Source organism: Terriglobales bacterium (assembly GCA_035937135.1).
Classification (GTDB): domain Bacteria; phylum Acidobacteriota; class Terriglobia; order Terriglobales; family Acidobacteriaceae; genus DASYVL01.
This window is the reverse complement of sequence record DASYVL010000123.1, coordinates 1-17,003: the sequence shown is the minus strand read 5'-3', so window position 1 is coordinate 17,003 and position 17,003 is coordinate 1. Positions and strand designations below refer to the sequence as shown.

The following is a 17,003-nucleotide window of genomic DNA, read 5'->3' as shown; positions in this document are numbered from 1 at the left end:
CCGACGACGGGGCGGAGACCGACCTCGACCTCGGCCACTACGAGCGCTTCACCCACGCCAAGCTCAGCCGCGACAACAACTGGACCACAGGCCGCGTCTACGAGCAGATTATCGCCAAGGAGCGCCGCGGCGACTATTTGGGCAAGACGGTGCAGGTCATCCCGCACGTCACCAACGAGATCAAGGCGGCGATGAAGAAAATCGCCCAGGAGGTGGACGTCGCCATCATCGAGGTGGGCGGCACGGTGGGCGACATCGAGTCGCTGCCCTTCCTGGAAGCCGTCCGCCAGATGCGCCAGGACCTGGGGCGCGAGAACACGCTCTTCGTGCACGTCACCCTGGTGCCGTGGATCGGGACCGCCGGAGAGCTCAAGACCAAGCCCACGCAGCACTCGGTGAAGGAGTTGCTCTCCATCGGGATCCAGCCGGACATGCTGCTGTGCCGCACCGACCGCTTCCTCTCCAAGGAGATCAAGGGGAAGATCGCGCTCTTCTGCAACGTGGAGGAGGACGCGGTCATCACCGCCAAGGATGTGGCATCCATCTACGAGGTGCCGCTGGTGTTCGCCAGCGAGGGCGTGGACACCCTGGTGCTCAAGTATCTGCGCATGCAGGCGCCGGAGCCCAACCTGGAGCGCTGGAAGGAGCTAGTGCAGCGCGTCTATAACCCCAAGGACGAGGTGCGCATCGCCATCGTCGGCAAGTACGTGGAGTACGAGGATTCGTACAAGTCATTGAAGGAAGCGCTCACCCACGGCGCGCTCGCTCACAACCTGAAGCTCACCGCGCACTGGATCGAGGCCGAGGGACTCGAGACCAAGGACCCGGACGACCGCTCCTACGAGGCGCAGCTCGAGGGCTACGACGGCGTCCTGGTGCCGGGCGGCTTCGGCAAGCGCGGCATCGCCGGCATGCTGAACGGCATCCGCTACGCCCGCGAGAAAAAGGTTCCCTACTTCGGCATCTGCCTGGGGATGCAGACGGCGTGCATCGAGTTCGCGCGCAACGTCTGCGGCCTGGAGGGCGCGGATTCGAGCGAGTTCGACCCGGGCACGCCGCATCGCATCATCTACAAGCTGCGCGAGCTGCGCGGCATCGACGAGCTGGGCGGCACCATGCGCCTGGGCGCCTGGGCCTGCAAGCTCGAACCCGGCTCCTTCGCTCACAAGGCCTACGGCGAGCTGGAGATCAGCGAGCGCCACCGCCATCGCTACGAGTTCAACCGCGAATACGAAGCCATCCTCACGGCGGGAGGCCTGAAGATCACCGGCGCCACGCCCGACGGCACCTACGTGGAGATCGTCGAGCTGCCCGATCATCCCTACTTCCTCGGCTGCCAGTTCCACCCCGAGTTCAAGTCGAAGCCGCTGGAACCGCATCCCTTGTTCAAGGCCTTCATCGGCGCCTCCTACGAGCACGGCCGCAAACGCCGCACCAAGAAAGAGGCGGTCGAGGTGGAGCTCTTCCGCCGGCCGGAGAAGGTCGGAAAGAGATAATCTTCACTACAAAGGACACGATGGCGCACAAAGGTTGATAATCCTTCGTGTTCCTGAGTGTCCGTAGCCTGTCCTGAGCGGAGTCGAAGGGTGGTTGAGCTTTCATGTCAGGCGGATTCAAAGTCGGCGGCGTCACTATCGGCGGCGGCAAGCTGTTCCTGATCGCCGGGCCGTGCGTGATTGAGAATGAGCGCCACGCGCTGAAGATGGCCGAGGCGATCTGCGGCGTGGCTGAGGATCTGCACCTGCCCTTCATCTTCAAGGCTTCTTACGACAAAGCCAACCGCACTTCCCTCAAGAGCTACCGCGGGCCGGGGCTGAAGGAAGGCCTGCGCGTGCTGCACAAAATCGCCGAGACGCTGAAGATCCCGGTGCTGACCGACGTCCATGAAACCGTGGAGGTCGCGCGCGTCGCCGAGAACGTGGACGTGCTCCAGATCCCCGCCATGCTCTGTCGCCAGACCGACCTGCTGCTGGCCGCGGGCAGGAGCGGCCGCGCCGTCAACATCAAGAAGGGACAATTCGTTTCCCCCTGGGACATGCGCCACGCCGTGGAAAAAGTGCGCTCTACGGGGAACGACAAAGTCTTCGTCACCGAGCGCGGCTCCAGCTTCGGCTACCAGAACCTGGTGGTGGATATGCGCTCGCTGCCCATCATGCGCGAGTTCGCCCCCGTGGTCTTCGACGCCACGCATTCGGTGCAGCTGCCCTCGGCGGGCGGCAGCGACGGCCACGCCGTCTCCGGCGGCCAGCCGCAGTTCATCCCGGTGCTGGCGCGAGCGGCGGTAGCCGCGGGCGTGGACGGCATCTTCATGGAAGTCCACGATGCTCCCAAGCAGGCCAAATCCGACGGCCCTAACGCGCTCGACTTGAAGAAACTGCGGGGCGTGCTCCGCGAATTGTTGGCGGTGCGACGCGCAATCGAGAAGGGTTCGGGTTGAGAATGAACCGACAGAAGGCCCGATGCGCCTGAGTTTCAAGCATCTGCTTTGCTTGTCCGCCTGCCTGGCCCTCCTCTTGCCCGCTGTATTGGCCCAACGGCGCAAGACTCCATTGAAGGCGCCCGCGGTGAAGCGCGACCTTTATCCCACCGACGCCGATGCCACGGCCGACATTCAGAAAGCCTTGAAACAAGCCGCCCAGGAACACAAGAACGTGCTACTCGAGTTCGGCGCCAATTGGTGCTACGACTGCCACGTACTGGATAACGCCTTCCATGATCCCCAGATCCAGCCGTTGTTGGACCGGAACTTCGTGGTGGTGCACGTGGATGTGGAAGAGTTCAACAAGAACACCGGCCTGGCCAGACAATACCAAGTGCCCCTGGAAAAAGGCATCCCGGCCCTCGCCGTGCTCGACAGGAAGGACAAGCTCCTCTTCAGCCAGAAACAAGGCGAGTTCGAATCCGCCCGCTCGCTGAGTGTGGAAGACGTCCTCGATTTCTTGAACCGATGGAAGCCGCATTCGTAGACCGGGCGAGACTGGAAGCTGGAAACCGGAACGGGGCCCTCGTCTTTTGTTACCATCTTCCCTTCCGATGAAGCGCACAGGCGAAAACGTTGTCCGCATAGAAGCCGAAGCCCTGCGGGCGCTGGCGGACCGCATCGCCGGGCCCATGGCCGCGGCCTTCGAGCGCGCCGTCGAGTTGCTGCACGCGTGCGCGGGACGCGTGGTGGTGACGGGGTTGGGCAAGAGCGGCATCGTGGCGCGCAAGATCGCGGCCACGCTCAGCTCCACCGGCACGCCCTCGCTCTTCCTGCATCCCGCCGAGGCGCTGCACGGCGACCTGGGCATGCTGGCGCGCGGCGACGTGGTGATTGCGCTCTCCTCGAGCGGCGAGACGGAGGAGATCGTGCGTCTACTTCCGACCGTCAAGCGCATCGGGGCACCCCTCATTTCCATGACGGGCGACAACTTGTTCGGCAGCAAGAACCCAAGGAACCGGTCTACCCTGACCGCGGCCGCCGACGTGGCGCTCGACTGCTCCATCGCGCAGGAAGCCTGTTCGCTGGGCCTCGCGCCCACGGCTTCCACCACCACAATGATGGCGCTGGGCGACGCCCTGGCCGTGGCGCTGGCCGATAAGCGCGGCTTCAAGGAAGCCGACTTCGCCGACCTCCATCCCGGCGGCAAGCTGGGTAAGAAGCTGGCGCGCGTCTCGTCGCTGATGCACGCGGGCGAGGCCATGCCCAAGGTCACGCCCAAGACGCAGATGTCCGACGTGATCTACGAGATGTCGCGCAAGGGCCTGGGCATCACCACGGTGGTCGAGAAGGGGAAGCTGGTGGGGGTGATCTCGGACGGCGACCTGCGGCGGCTGCTGGAACGGCGGAGCAAGACGAAAGAACGGCGCAGCAAGACGAAAGACAAGGCAAGCAAGGCGAAGGGCAAGCCGGTCAAGGATGTGCTGGAGCTGACCGCCGCCGAGTGCATGACGCGCAATCCAAGGACCGTCGCCCCTGACGCCTTTGCCGCCGCCGCCCTGGGCATCATGGAAGAAAAGAAAATCACCTCGCTGGTAGTGGTGGATTCGAAGGGCCGGCCCCAGGGAATCCTCCACCTGCATGACCTGTGGGGGACGGAGATGGTTTGATATGTATCACTACGATCCCAAAACCGCGCTCGAAGAGCTGACGGAAGAAGCGTTCTTGCCCAACCCGGTGCACGTGCGAGACATGATCCTGCGCGCCCACCTCAAGCCGGAGCGCTCGCTCGAGGCCAACCGGCAGTTCGTCGAGTATCAAAAGCACTTCGGCGAAGCGCAGAAGCTGGGCAAGGCGATTCTGGAGCAGTTGAAGGGCTAGAGATCCTCCGCTGCGCTCAGGATTCTGGCTGCGGGCTCCCGGCTGCCACGGCGGCCTCAGGCCCGCAGGATCGCCTCAACTTGGGCGAAGCCCTGGCTTCTCAGAAACCCATGCGTCGCACCGGAGCCTGGGTACGCAGCCCGGAGGCGGCGCTCGCTGTTTCCTCCAGGAACGTGGGCAGGTTCGCCGGCTTCACCTTGCCGTCCAGGGTGTAGATCAGGAGCCTGTCGCCGGCGCCTTCCCAGATCCAAGCCTTCGAGGGATCCAAGGACTCAAAGAAGGAGATCACGGAAGGCGTGAAAAACTGACGGATCCCTGGTTCATCCGCCCCGCGCAGAAGAAAGCGTTTGGAGAATTCAGGGTTGGAGTCGAAGTCGATGTCCTGGTATCCAAACACTGAACCGACCTTGTGCCACCAGTGTTCGGGAGCGAGACCGAAGCCCGGCAAGGAGGCACCGGGCCAACGGAACTGGGCGACGGTCTGGAAGTGGGTCCTGGACCTCTTACCCGAACCTATCGTGTATTCATAATCGAACAGAGCTGTCTCGCCGGCAGGGGAGCTGCCACGGGCGACATTAAGGAACTTCTTGCCGTGTCCCTGGCTAAAGAGGTGGAAGCGAGCTTCCTCGGCCTGCTCCACGGGTATGTCGTAACGCTGGTAGGAAAAGCCCATCAGCGTCGCGGCCTGCTCGAACTCGCGGGCGCGCTTTTGGGACAGATGCCGGGAAACCAGTAAATAGACCGCAAGAAACGCGGCGAGCGCCGCCCAAACTTCCCACCCTTCGATCGCCGCCATCATCGTTCGCGATTGTACCGCGTATCGCTCACCGTCCCACGGCCTTGCACAGAGCAGTTTCGAGCTTTGCCGTCGAATCCAGTAGAATGTCGAACTTTGCAGCTGCGGAAGGATCTCTATGCATCGCTGGTCTGAAATGTTCATCCCGACGCTGCGCGAGGCCCCGGCCGACGCGGAAGTCCCCAGCCACAAATTCCTGGTGCGCGCGGGATACGTGCGCCAGCTCGCCGCCGGGATCTACTCCTACCTTTTCCTGGGCCAGCGCTCCATCTTGAAGATCACCAACATCGTGCGCCAGGAGATGGACCGCATCGGACAGGAGTTCTACCTGCCGACGCTGCATCCCCGCGAACTGTGGGAGGCCAGCGGGCGCTGGCAGGTGATGGGCGACAACATGTTCCGCCTGAAGGACCGCGGCGGACGCGACCTGTGTCTGGGCATGACCCACGAAGAGGTGATGACCGAGATTGCGCGCAAGGAAGTGCGCAGCTACAAGCAGTTGCCGCAGATCTGGTACCAGATCCAGACCAAGTTCCGCGACGAGCCCCGGCCCAAGTCCGGCCTGCTGCGGGTGCGCCAGTTCATCATGAAGGATTCCTACTCCTTCGACCTCGACCCGGCCGGGCTGGACGTCTCTTACCAGAAGCACCACGACACCTATTGCCGCATCTTCGACCGCTGCGGCTTGAAGTACTCGGTGGTGGAAGCGCACTCGGGCGCCATGGGCGGCTCGCAGTCGCACGAGTTCATGGTGATGACCGACGCGGGCGAGGACAGGGTGGCCTCCTGTGCCAAGTGCGGCTACGCCGCCAACATGGAAAAGGCCGCATCGCGGCTGGATCCGGTCGAAGACCTGCCAGGAGACTCGAAGCCGGAAGAGGTGGCGACTCCGGGGCAGCGCACCATCGAGCAGGTGTCGAAGTATCTGGGGGTCTCGCCCAAGAACAAGATCAAGACCCTGGCCTACATGGCCTCGGAGCCCGACCCGCGGACGGGTGAGAAGCGGCAGCGGCCGCTGGTCGTGCTGCTGCGCGGCGACCACGCGCTCAACGAGGCCAAGCTCACCACCGCGCTCGAGGGCCGCGAGTCCCGTCCCATGCATCTGGAGGAGATCCAGCAGTTCTTCCGCGCGCCCGCCGGCTATCTGGGACCGGTGGGGATGGCGGGCTTCCACGAAAAGATGTCCCCCAGTCCCACGCAGGAGATGGTCATGCAGGCGCTGCCCATCATCCTGGGCGACAAAGCCCTCGAAGGCCGCAAGAACCTGATCACCGGCGCCAACAAGGAGGACTTCCACCTCCGCAACGTGACGCCGGGACGCGACTTCACCGTCAGCAAGTGGGTGGACCTGCGGCTGGCGGCGGCGGGCGAGGGCTGTCCGGAGTGCGGGACGCCGCTCACCGTGTCCAAGGCGGTCGAGGTGGGCCACATCTTCAAGCTGGGCTACAAGTACGCCGAGTCGATGGGGGCTCGGGTCCTGGACAAAGACGGCAAAGAGGTCGCGCTCATCATGGGCAGCTACGGCATCGGGATGGAGCGCATCCTCACCGCCGCAGTCGAGCAAAGCCACGACGAAGGCGGCTTCTGGCTGCCGCCACAAATCGCGCCCTTCGAGGTGGTGGTCACCCCCATCAACGCCGCTGACGCAGTCCTGGGGCCCACCGCACGGGAAATCGCGGAAAAGCTGGAGGCCGCCGGGTTCGACGTCCTGCTCGACGACCGCGACGAGCGCCCCGGCGTGAAGTTCAAAGACGCCGACCTGATCGGCATCCCCTTCCGCGTCACGGTGGGGAAGAAGGTCGCGGAGGGTAAGGTGGAGGTGCTGCGGCGCTCGACACGGGAAACCCAGGATGCTACCATCGCCTCCATTGTCGGGCATCTTGAGAAGCTGCTACGGCCCGCGCCGTAGGCGGCTTTCGGCCCGATGCAACGCGAGAGGGGTTTTCGCCATGAAGACTCTGAAGGCCCTTGCCGGTTTGGTGCTGGTAGTGGGAGGCATTTACTACGGGTATCTCCTCGTCCCGCCCTACTTCAACAACTACCAGCTCCAGGACTACATCGAATCGGAAGCCCGCCTGCAAACCTACACCACCAAACCGGAACAGGAGATCAGGGACGGTGTGCTCAAGCAAGCGCGGAACATGGACATCCCGCTGGCGCCGGAGGCCGTGGTGGTGGTGCGGGGCGCCGGGGAGCTGCAAATCTCCTGCGCCTACACCGTGCACGTCGCCCTGCCCGGCTATCCTGTGGACCTGAAGTTTGCTCCCAGTTCCAAGAGCAAGCTGATCACCAAGTAGCGGGCCCGCTTCTGGCGAGAAATCCGTACCGAATGCGATGCGCTGACCCCGCTCTCCTCTGGATTCCGGGTCACGCGGCCCGGTATCATGGACTCCTGAGCGCAGGGTTTCCAACACCTCTCAGCCAGCGGCTCGAAACGACCCCGCGAGCCGGCGGGAGCCCCGTCCTGCAGCGGCCGGTCGAAGGGAGTAGCGAGTCCGCCATCCAATCGTGAGGGGCAGACCCAAACGCGGTCGCGAGCCGGGCCAGGGCAGGCGGCCCTCCTTCTTCTCCTTCTCCCGGCTCCCTGTAAGGATCCTGCTGGGCGCCGCGGCCGTGGTCTTCCTCAGCCTGCTCTCCGTCTACCTCTACTACTACCTGCAGTACGCGAAAATCGTGGAACATCGCATGCGCGGGCAGATCTTCAACAACGCCTCCAAGATCTATGCCCGTCCCCGGGTGTTGCGCGTGGGGGATAGTGCCCAGGCGCACCAGATTATCAACCAGCTGCGCATCGCGGGTTACAGCGAGGAGGGAGAGAAGGGCGAATCGCGGCTGGGCACCTACCGCGCGCAGGGCAACGACCTCATGGTGCACCCGGGGCCGGAGTCGTACCACGCCAGCGAAGGCGCGCGCATTCGGATGAGCGACGGCAAGATCGCGAGCATCGCCGCCGACTCCAACGGACAGAGCCTGAACTCCTACGAGCTGGAGCCGCAGCTGGTGACCGCGCTCTTCGACTCCGAGCAGCGCTCCAAACGCCGCCTCATCAGCTATGACGACGTCCCCAAGGTGCTGGTGGACGCGGTGCTGGCCATCGAGGACCGCCGCTTCTTCCAGCACAGCGGCGTGAACTTCTTCCGCCTGGCCGAAGCCGCGTGGATGGACTTCCGCGAAGGCAGCCATCGCCAGGGCGGCTCCACCCTCACCATGCAGATCTCCCGCGGCTTCTTCCTCACTCCCGAGAAGACCATCCGCCGCAAGCTGACCGAGATGCTGATCGCCATCCAGCTGGAGGAGCGCTTTTCCAAGAAGCAGATCTTCGAGCTCTACGCCAACCAGGTGTACATGGGACAGCGGGGCTCGTTCTCCATCACCGGCTTTGGCGAGGCCTCCCGCGCCTACTTCAACAAGGACATCCAGAACCTGACGCTGCCGGAAGCAGCGCTGCTGGCGGCCATCATCCAGCGGCCCAACTACCTCTCGCCCTACAAGAGCCCGGAGCGCGCCCTGGAGCGGCGCAATCTGGTACTGGAAGGCATGTTCGAGATGGGTTTCATCACCCGCGAGGACGCCGACCGCGCCAAGGCCGCGCCCCTTAAGCTGGCGCCACTCAACGTCGAGGCCAGCGACGCTCCCTACTTCGTGGACTTGGTGAAGGACAATCTGCTGGCCAAGTACAGCGAGCGCGACCTGAACGAGAATGCCTACCGCATCTTCACCACGCTCGATCCCGACCTGCAGCGCGCCGCCGCCGAGGCCGTGGCCGAGGGCATGAAAGGCGTGGATGCCCAGGTCAAGGCCATGCGCACGCGCCGGGTCAAGGTAGGCTCGCGCACCGAGACCAAGGTGCTGGCCGGCCCTCCGGCCCAGGTGGCGCTGGTGGCCCTCAACCCGCACACCGGCGAAATCGTGGCGCTGGTGGGCGGACGCAGCTACGGCTGGAGCCAGCTGAATCACGCTCTGGCCAAGCGTCCCACGGGGTCCGCCTTCAAGCCATTCGTTTATGCCGCGGCCATCAACACCGCGCTCACCGGCGCCCAGCCGGTCCTCACCCCGGCCACACTGCTGGACGACTCTCCCACCACCTTCAACTTCGGCGACCAGATCTACGAGCCGCGGAACTATCAGGAGAAGTATCACGGGCCGGTGACGGCGCGCTACGCGCTGGCGCTCTCGCTCAACAACGCCACGGTGAAGCTGGCAGAGATGGTGGGCTACGACAAAGTGGCGGAGCTGGCGCGCGCGGCCGGAATCCGCTCGGCGCAGGCCACGCCCGCCGTCGCCCTGGGCGCCTACGATGCCACGCCCATCGACGTTGCCGGCGCCTATACCGTGTTCGCCAACTCCGGGGTGCGCGTCTCCCCCATCATGGTCCGTTCCGTGCGCGACGCCAAGGGCGGAATGATCGAGGACATCCACCCCGAGCGCCGCCAGGTGCTGGACGCGCGCGTGGCCTACGTGATGACCGACATGCTGGAGGGCGTGCTGAACTTCGGCACCGCCGCCGGCGTCCGCGGCCGAGGCTTCTCTGCTCCCGCCGCGGGCAAGACCGGCACCTCGCACGACGCCTGGTTCGCCGGCTACACTTCCAACCTGCTGTGCATCGTCTGGGTGGGATACGACGACTACAGCGACCTGCGGCTCTCCGGCGCCAACACCGCCGCCCCCATCTGGGCGGAGTTCATGAAGAAGGCCATCGCCTTGCCGGAGTACAGCCACGTTTCAGGGTTCCCGACGCCCTCGGGCGTGGTCGGCGTAAAGCTGGACAAGGCCACCAACCTGCTCTCCACCCCCGCCTGTCCCGACTCCTACTACGCCGCTTTCGTCGCCGGCACCGAGCCCAAGGAGACCTGCGAGCACTCGTCCTCCGGCCTGCGCGGCCTGATCGAACACCTGACCGGCTTGGGACAGAAACCTTCTCCCCCGGATCCGGTGTCCAATACTCAGCCGCCGCAGCAGGCCGGGCAGGCGGAGGAGCCGGGGAAGAAGAAAAAAGGCTTCTTCGAAAAAGTGCTCGGGGTCTTCAAGGACGAGAAGAAACCCGAGCCGCTGCCTGCGCCTGCGGCCCCTGCTCCCCCGCCCCAACCGGCGGCGGAACCGAAGCCGCAGCGGTAAAATCGAACCGGAGGTTGCCATGCCTCGTTGGGTCTGGATTCTCTGTCTTGGACTGTTCGCGCTCCCCGCTCTCGCGCAAGTCTCCTTTCCTGCGGTTCCGAATTCCGACGACACCGCCACGGCGCCGCCGCAGCTGCTCCGGGCCGCCCCGCCGCCCGCCAACGCCTCGGCGCAAGAACTGGAAGCCCGCGGCGACGAGCTGCGCGCGGAAAAATCCTACGCCGACGCCATCGACTACTACCGCGCGGCGTTGGCCAAAACGGAGACTGCCGCCCTCCACAACAAGAGCGGCATCGCCCAGCTCCAGATGCTGCACTATGACAGAGCTAAGAAGGAGTTCGAGCGTGCCATCACGCGCGACCCCGCCTACGCCGAGGCCTACAACAACCTGGGAGTGGTGAACTACATCGCGAGCGACTACAAGAAGGCCATCCGGCGTTATCAGAAGGCGCTGGAGATGCGCGAGGGTTCCGCCTCCTTCCACAGCAACCTGGGAACGGCGTACTTCGCGCGCAAGGAATATGACAAGGCCAGCAGTGAATACCTGCGCGCCCTGGAACTCGACCCGGACATCTTCGAGCGCCAGTCGGCCGCCGGGGTCGCAGCGCGGCTGCCCTCGCCCGGCGAACGCGCCCGCTTCTCCTACGTCATCGCCAGGATGTACGCCAAGAGCGGTAACGCCGAGCGCTGCCTGCTCTACCTGAAGCGGGCCATGGAGGCCGGGTACGCCGGGATCAGCGACGTCTACAAAGACGACGAGTTCGCGCAGGTGCGCAAGGACCCGCGCTTCACCGAGCTCATGGCCTCGAAACCGGTCGCCGTCACCAACTGAATCGGACTCATCTGCGGGCTGGAAATAATCTTCCAGCCCGCAGAACTTTTTCCCCCAATATCCGTCTATACCCTCAGGCTCCCTCCCGGGGAGCCAGCGTACCCAATCATCCGGGAAACGGTGGCCCGCTGCCCTCCCAACCGGCGGCGGGCCTTTCTATTGATTGGACTTGGGTTGCGCCTTTTGGGCCCTGCGGCGGGTGACGTAAGCGCGCACCGTCTTCTCCATCTTGCCCTGGGCGCGCAGGATGAACTCCACCGCGTCGCGCACCGCGCCCTTGCCGCCGCCGTGGCGGGTGACGTAGTGGGCCGCGTCCTTCACTTCCTTGCGGGCGTTGGGGACGGCGATGGCCAGCCCGCAGCGCCGCATCACCGGCAGGTCGATGATGTCATCGCCCACGTAGGCGGCCTGGGCGGCGGTCAAGCCCTCCTGCTCGAGGATCTTCTCCAGCGCGCCCACCTTGTCGGCCACGCCCTGATGGACGTGGTCCAGGCACAGGTCGCGGGCGCGCAGCGCGACCGTCTCCGAGATGCGCTTGGTGATGATTCCGGTCTTGATGCCCCCGAGCCGCGCCAGCGTGATGGCCGTGCCGTCGTGGGCGTGAAAACCCTTGGCCTCGACCATAGCGTCGCTGGAAATGGCGTAGCCCCCGGCGTCAGCATGCTCGGCGGCCTGGGAGCGCAATTCGGGATTCGCGCCGGCCGGGGCGGGAAACAGCCAGATGCGGCCGTCGGTCATCACCCCGTCCACGTCCAGCAGCAGCAGCTTGATCTTCTTGGCGCGCACCTTGGCAGACATGCGGGAGATTCTAATTCACCACGGAGGCACGGAGGCACAGAGAAAACCACGAAAAAAAGGATTTGGGACCCAGACCAAGGGCTTCAGATTTTCTTCCCGTGCCCTTTGCATTTCTACGTTGCATCTCTCCGTGTCTCCGTGCCTCCGTGGTGAAAAAGAATCAGAACTTTCCCACCGCCACCTCGTCGATGGCCAGCTTGAGTAGGGCGCAGCAGTCGCCGCAGATCAGCGTCCCGGAGTTCACGCCGTCGGAGCGGATGACCGCCAGCTTCATGCTCTCGCAGGCGGCGCAGCCGGTGGTGGGGTCGCCGGACTCAGGCTCAACCGGGGAGATGGCAGTCGCCCGGTCGAATTCCCCGGTCTTTTCCGTCACCAACTGGAACGACGTCCGGCAGTCGCCGCAGACGTGGTTCCAGCAGCACTTGGGCTCGCAGGAATACACCACTTCCGCGCTCTGGCAGTGCGGGCAGCGCACGATGTCTTTCAGAGTCAGGCCAGCCACATTGGGATTGTATCTCCGGCATCGCCGGCGCCCTTGACCTGGGCGAATGTTTTGCGAAACTCTCACCTTTCGGATTAGAATGACCGGCCATGGCCGTCCCTTCCTCCCTCGCCTGGGCTCATCCGCTGGTGCAGGAGTGGTTCCTCGGCCGCTTTGAGAGCCCGACCGAGCCGCAGGAGCAGGGCTGGCCGCACATCCTGGCCGACCGCACCACGCTGATCTCCGCGCCCACCGGGTCGGGCAAGACTCTAGCCGCGTTCCTCGCCTGCATTGACCGCCTGGTGCGCAAAGCGCTTGCGGGCGATCTGCAGGACCGCACCGAGGTGCTCTACATCTCGCCGCTCAAGGCGCTGGGCAACGACATCCAGAAGAACCTCGAAGTCCCTCTGGGCGAGATCCTGCAACTGGCCGGCGCGCGCGGCCTGTTGATGCCGGAGATTCGCACCGCCGTGCGCACCGGCGACACGCTCGCGGCCGAGCGCCGCGCCATGCTCAAGCGCCCGCCGCACATCCTGGTGACCACGCCCGAGTCGTTCTACATCCTGCTCACCGCCGAGAAGAGCCGCGCCATCCTGAAGGACGTGGAGACGGTGATCGTGGACGAGATCCACGCCGTCGCCGACGACAAGCGCGGCTCCCACCTTTCGCTCTCGCTCGAACGCCTGGAGGCGCTCACCCGCCGGCCTCCGGTGCGCATCGGCCTCTCCGCCACGCAGAAGCCCATCGAGCTGATGGCCGAGTTCCTGACCGGAAGCGCACGGCCCGCGCCGGTGGTGGTCAACGTCGGACACCGGCGGGAGATGGATGTCGCGGTCGAAGTCCCGGGGAGCGAACTCGGCCCGGTAGCTTCGAACGGGATGTGGGACGAGATCTACGACCGCATCGCCGAGCTGGTCCGCCAGCACCGCTCGACACTTGTGTTCGTCAACACGCGGCGGCTGGCGGAGCGCATCAGCCATCTACTAGGCGAGCGCCTGGGCGAAGAGGCAGTGGCGGCACATCACGGCAGCCTCTCGCGCAAACTGCGCCTGGTGGCGGAGAAGCGGCTGAAGGCAGGCGAGGTAAAGGTCGTGGTGGCCACCGCCTCGCTCGAGTTGGGCATCGACATCGGCACGGTGGACCTGGTCTGCCACATCGGAACGCCGCGGGTCATCGCCGTGGCGCTGCAGCGCATCGGGCGCTCCGGCCACTGGCGCGGGGCCGTTCCTAAAGGACGCATCTTTGTCACCACGCGCGACGAGCTCATCGAATGCGCGGCGCTGGTGCGCGCCATCCGCCACGGCGAACTCGACCGGTTGTGGGTCCCGGAAGCGCCGCTCGACATCCTGGCGCAGCAGATCGTCGCCATGTGCGCGGTCGAGGAGTGGCAGGAGGACGCGCTCTTCGCGCTGGTGCGCCGCGCCTATCCCTACCGCGACCTGTCGCAGGCCGACTTCGAGGCCGTTCTCGAGATGCTCTCCGAAGGAATCGCCGCCCGCCGCGGACGCTACGGCGCCTACCTGCACCGCGACCGCGTGAACGGGCGCCTGCGCTCGCGCCGTGGAGCGCGGCTAGCAGCCATCACCAGCGGTGGCGCCATCCCGGAGAACGCGCTTTACACCGTGGTCGCCGAACCTGAAGGCACCGTGGTCGGCACCGTGGATGAAGATTTCGCCGTCGAAAGCATGCGCGGCGATGTGATGCTCCTGGGCAATACCTCGTGGCGCATCCGCCGGATCGAAGCCGTTGGCCGCGTGCTGGTCGAAGACGCCCAGGGCGCTGCGCCGACAATTCCCTTCTGGCGCGGCGAGGCGCCCTCGCGCACCGCCGAGCTTTCCGCCCAGGTCTCCGAACTGCGCGAGAAAATCAGTTCGCTGGTCCCGGGCAATGACCACGTAGCGCGGGTGCCCTCGCCCGCGGCCTTTTCTCCTGACGCCATTCAATGGCTGAAGGACGAGTGCGGCCTCGACGATTCCGGTGCGCAGCAAGCCATCGAGTACGTGGTCGCGGGGCGTACCGTGCTGGGGGTCGTGCCCACGCAGACCACGGTGGTTGCCGAGCGCTTCTTCGACGAGAGTGGCGGGATGCAGCTCGTCATCCATGCGCCCTTCGGCGGACGCGTCAACAAAGCCTGGGGACTGGCGCTGCGCAAGCGCTTCTGCCGCTCCTTCAACTTCGAATTGCAGGCCGCGGCCACCGACAACGGCCTGACCATCGCACTGGCCGAGCAGCACAGCTTCCCGCTGGCCGACGTCTTCGAATTCCTGCGCGTCGAGACTGTCAAAGAGGTGCTGGAGCAGGCGGTGCTGGCCTCGCCCATCTTCACCGCGCGCTGGCGCTGGGACGCCGGGCGCTCGCTCGCCCTGCTGCGCTTCATGGGCGGAAAGAAAGTCCCGCCGCAGATCCAGCGCATGCGCGCCGACGACCTGCTGGCCTCCGTCTTCCCCGACGTCGCCGCCTGCCAGGAGAACATCGCCGGCGACATGAACATCCCCGACCACCCGCTGGTACACGAGGTGATGAAGGACGTGCTGCACGAGGCCCTTGACCTCGACGGCTTGAAGGGAGTGCTGCGCGGCATGGCTTCGGGCGCCATCCGCACCGTGGCCGTGGATACGCCTGTGCCCTCGGCCTTCTCGCACGAGATCCTGAACGCCAACCCTTACGCCTTCCTGGACGACGCGCCGCTCGAGGAACGCCGCGCCCGCGCCGTGGAGCTGCGCCGCACGCTCCCGGCCTCGGTGCTCGAGGAGGTGGGGCGGCTCGACCCGGCAGCCATCGCCGAGGTTCGCCAGGACGCCTGGCCCGAAGTGCGCGACGCCGACGAGCTGCATGACGCCCTGTTGACGCTCATCGCGCTGCCGCAAGGACTGTGTAGCTGGCAAGGACTGTGTGGCACAGCCGTCCTCGGCTGTGCGAAAGATTGGGATGCGTACTTCGATTCCCTTGCCACTGACCACCGCGCCACTCGCGCCTCGCGCGACGACATCACCTACTGGGTCGCCGCGGAGAAGGCAAAGACGTTCTCCGCAATCTTTCCTGACGCTCGTTTCGAGAGCGAGCTTCCCGAGATCGAGGCAGCGGCTCTTTCGCGTGACGATGCCCTGCTGACGTTGGCGACGGGATGGATGACGCACAGCGGCCCGACCACGTCATCCGAGCTGAGCGCAATCCTTGGCTTGGGTGAGAGCGAAGTTGAAAAACAGATGTTGCGGCTGGAAGCTGCTGGCGCGATCCTGCGTGGAAACTTCACCGGCGCACAGCCGGGGCCCCTTCGACTGCGCTCAGGGCAGGCTCCTGTGCCACACGGGCACGAATGGTGTGAGCGGCGCCTGCTGGCCCGCATCCACCGGCTGACGCTGGGGACGCTGCGCCGCGAGATCCAGCCGGTGACGGCGGCGCAGTTCCTGCGCTGGCTGCTGCGCTGGCAGCACGTCGAGCCCGGGAGTCAGGGGATCGGCGAGCGGGGGCTGCTGGAAGTCCTGCGGCAGTTGCAGGGATTCGAGGTTCCCGCGAACGCATGGGAGCCGCAAGTACTGGCGCGGCGCGTGGCCGGCTACGACGCGAAAACTCTCGACCAGCTTTGCCTGACGGGCGCCGTGGGCTGGGGACGGCTTTCGCCGCATCCGGCAACGCTCGACGACTCCAAACAAGGACGCCGCCGCGTGGTGCCCACCAGCGTTGCCCCTATTACATTTTTCGTGCGCGAGGAGGCCGACTGGATGCTGCCGCAGCGTCCGCAGGAAATCGACGAAGAAGCCCGCGGGCTGAGCCAGGGCGCCCGCGACGTCCTCGCCTTCCTGCGCCAGCGCGGGGCGTCGTTCTTCGCCGACGTCGTGCGCGGCACCGGCAAGCTCAAGGCTGAAGTAGAAACGGCGCTCTGGGAGCTGGTGGCGGGTGGCCTGGTCACCGCCGACGGCTTCGACAACCTGCGCGCGCTCATCGATCCCAGGCGCCGCGCCGGTCAGGGCTCTGGACGCAGCGCGCGCCCGCGGCACAGCTCCGGGCGCTGGTCATTACTTTACGCGGGCGACGGCGCCGACGCCGCCAATCGCGGGCGCGCCGTCGAGGCCACCTGCAAGATGCTGCTGCAGCGCTACGGCGTGGTCTTCCGCGACCTGCTGGCGCGCGAGACCATCGTCCCCAAGTGGCGCGAGTTGCTCATCGCCTTCCGCCGCCTGGAGGACCGCGGCGAAGTTCGCGGCGGTCGCTTCGTCGCAGGCTTTATCGGAGAACAGTTCGCGCTGCCGGTGGCGGTCGAGTCCCTGCGCGCCATGCGCAAACAGGAGCCTGCGGGCGAGGCGCTCACCCTCTCCGCCGCCGACCCGCTGAACCTGGTAGGGATTCTCGTTCCCGGGGAGCGCGTGCCGGCCATCTCAGGCCGCTTCGTGACTTATAGAGATGGCGTTGCGGTCAGCTCTTCGGAAGCAGCGGAGGAAATGCAGCTGCCGCGCACCGGCTCGACCACCACGGCCACCCAGTTTGACTAACCGGAGTCGCTCGGCGAGAATTGAAGCGGCCGGACATCCCGGTTCGGCCGTTCCCTGTGATTCCCGTGGGCCTGTGGCGCAGCTGGGAGCGCGCTTCCATGGCATGGAAGAGGTCGTCGGTTCGATCCCGACCAGGTCCACCAAATCTCCCAATTACTTAGACGGGGCGAGTGCTCGCAGACGCGACATTT

General features: G+C 65.5%; 13 protein-coding genes and 1 tRNA gene. 11 read left to right on the top strand and 3 right to left on the bottom strand.

Translation table 11 applies throughout. The features are described from left to right. The 5 genes from VGQ94_07425 to VGQ94_07405 form a co-directional block, all read left to right on the top strand. The coding region (locus VGQ94_07425) for a CTP synthase (GenBank protein HEV2022344.1) at window positions 1–1,496 on the top strand (1,496 nt) is incomplete at its 5' end. A gap of 104 nt (window positions 1,497–1,600) precedes the next feature. After that, entirely contained in the window at window positions 1,601–2,437 is an 837-nt protein-coding gene (kdsA, locus tag VGQ94_07420) for a 3-deoxy-8-phosphooctulonate synthase (protein ID HEV2022343.1), read from the top strand. Window positions 2,438–2,459: 22 nt separating this feature from the next. Next, window positions 2,460–2,966: a thioredoxin family protein gene (locus VGQ94_07415; GenBank protein ID HEV2022342.1), complete on the top strand. Its 507-nt coding sequence runs from the start codon at window positions 2,460–2,462 to the stop codon at window positions 2,964–2,966. Between the two features lie 67 nt (window positions 2,967–3,033). Beyond that, window positions 3,034–4,089 (top strand): KpsF/GutQ family sugar-phosphate isomerase, encoded by a 1,056-nt coding sequence (locus VGQ94_07410; protein HEV2022341.1) that lies wholly within the window; start codon window positions 3,034–3,036, stop codon window positions 4,087–4,089. A gap of 1 nt (window position 4,090) precedes the next feature. Further along, window positions 4,091–4,300, top strand: a complete 210-nt coding sequence (locus tag VGQ94_07405; GenBank protein HEV2022340.1) for a hypothetical protein — start codon at window positions 4,091–4,093, stop codon at window positions 4,298–4,300. A gap of 100 nt (window positions 4,301–4,400) precedes the next feature. On the opposite strand, the gene VGQ94_07400 is transcribed toward VGQ94_07405, so the two are convergent. After that, a complete protein-coding gene (locus tag VGQ94_07400) occupies window positions 4,401–5,096 on the bottom strand; it encodes a hypothetical protein (protein HEV2022339.1) in 696 nt (231 codons plus the stop codon). A gap of 118 nt (window positions 5,097–5,214) precedes the next feature. Here VGQ94_07400 and VGQ94_07395 point away from each other — a divergent pair, with 118 nt between their 5' ends. The 4 genes from VGQ94_07395 (at window position 5,215) to VGQ94_07380 (ending at window position 11,043) form a co-directional block, all read left to right on the top strand. Continuing rightward, on the top strand, window positions 5,215–7,005 hold the full coding sequence (locus VGQ94_07395) for a proline--tRNA ligase (protein ID HEV2022338.1): 1,791 nt from the start codon (window positions 5,215–5,217) through the stop codon (window positions 7,003–7,005). 40 nt (window positions 7,006–7,045) lie between these two features. Further along, window positions 7,046–7,393, top strand: coding sequence for a hypothetical protein (locus VGQ94_07390; GenBank protein ID HEV2022337.1), 348 nt, complete (start codon window positions 7,046–7,048; stop codon window positions 7,391–7,393). 211 nt (window positions 7,394–7,604) lie between these two features. Then, entirely contained in the window at window positions 7,605–10,211 is a 2,607-nt protein-coding gene (locus VGQ94_07385) for a PBP1A family penicillin-binding protein (GenBank protein HEV2022336.1), read from the top strand. 19 nt (window positions 10,212–10,230) lie between these two features. After that, a complete protein-coding gene (locus VGQ94_07380) occupies window positions 10,231–11,043 on the top strand; it encodes a tetratricopeptide repeat protein (GenBank protein ID HEV2022335.1) in 813 nt (270 codons plus the stop codon). 156 nt (window positions 11,044–11,199) lie between these two features. Here VGQ94_07380 and VGQ94_07375 read toward each other — a convergent pair whose 3' ends face one another. Both VGQ94_07375 and VGQ94_07370 read right to left on the bottom strand, forming a co-directional pair. After that, entirely contained in the window at window positions 11,200–11,841 is a 642-nt protein-coding gene (locus tag VGQ94_07375; protein ID HEV2022334.1) for an HAD hydrolase family protein, read from the bottom strand. Window positions 11,842–12,001: 160 nt separating this feature from the next. Then, on the bottom strand, window positions 12,002–12,343 hold the full coding sequence (locus VGQ94_07370; GenBank protein HEV2022333.1) for a hypothetical protein: 342 nt from the start codon (window positions 12,341–12,343) through the stop codon (window positions 12,002–12,004). Between the two features lie 89 nt (window positions 12,344–12,432). On the opposite strand from VGQ94_07370, the gene VGQ94_07365 reads away from it, so the two are divergent. Beyond that, window positions 12,433–16,812 (top strand): DEAD/DEAH box helicase, encoded by a 4,380-nt coding sequence (locus VGQ94_07365; GenBank protein HEV2022332.1) that lies wholly within the window; start codon window positions 12,433–12,435, stop codon window positions 16,810–16,812. Window positions 16,813–16,879: 67 nt separating this feature from the next. After that, window positions 16,880–16,955: transfer RNA gene (locus VGQ94_07360), tRNA-Ala, on the top strand. Window positions 16,956–17,003 lie beyond the last annotated feature (48 nt).

Bases quoted from the DNA above. Each gene is read 5' to 3' on its own strand.
- VGQ94_07375 (HEV2022334.1), bottom strand. From the start codon at position 11,841: ATGTCTGCCAAGGTGCGCGCCAAGAAGATCAAGCTGCTGCTGCTGGAC.
- VGQ94_07390 (HEV2022337.1), top strand. From the start codon at position 7,046: ATGAAGACTCTGAAGGCCCTTGCCGGTTTGGTGCTGGTAGTGGGAGGC.
- VGQ94_07410 (HEV2022341.1), top strand. From the start codon at position 3,034: ATGAAGCGCACAGGCGAAAACGTTGTCCGCATAGAAGCCGAAGCCCTG.
- VGQ94_07415 (HEV2022342.1), top strand. From the start codon at position 2,460: ATGCGCCTGAGTTTCAAGCATCTGCTTTGCTTGTCCGCCTGCCTGGCC.
- VGQ94_07395 (HEV2022338.1), top strand. From the start codon at position 5,215: ATGCATCGCTGGTCTGAAATGTTCATCCCGACGCTGCGCGAGGCCCCG.
- VGQ94_07365 (HEV2022332.1), top strand. From the start codon at position 12,433: ATGGCCGTCCCTTCCTCCCTCGCCTGGGCTCATCCGCTGGTGCAGGAG.
- kdsA (HEV2022343.1), top strand. From the start codon at position 1,601: ATGTCAGGCGGATTCAAAGTCGGCGGCGTCACTATCGGCGGCGGCAAG.
- VGQ94_07405 (HEV2022340.1), top strand. From the start codon at position 4,091: ATGTATCACTACGATCCCAAAACCGCGCTCGAAGAGCTGACGGAAGAA.
- VGQ94_07400 (HEV2022339.1), bottom strand. From the start codon at position 5,096: ATGGCGGCGATCGAAGGGTGGGAAGTTTGGGCGGCGCTCGCCGCGTTT.
- VGQ94_07380 (HEV2022335.1), top strand. From the start codon at position 10,231: ATGCCTCGTTGGGTCTGGATTCTCTGTCTTGGACTGTTCGCGCTCCCC.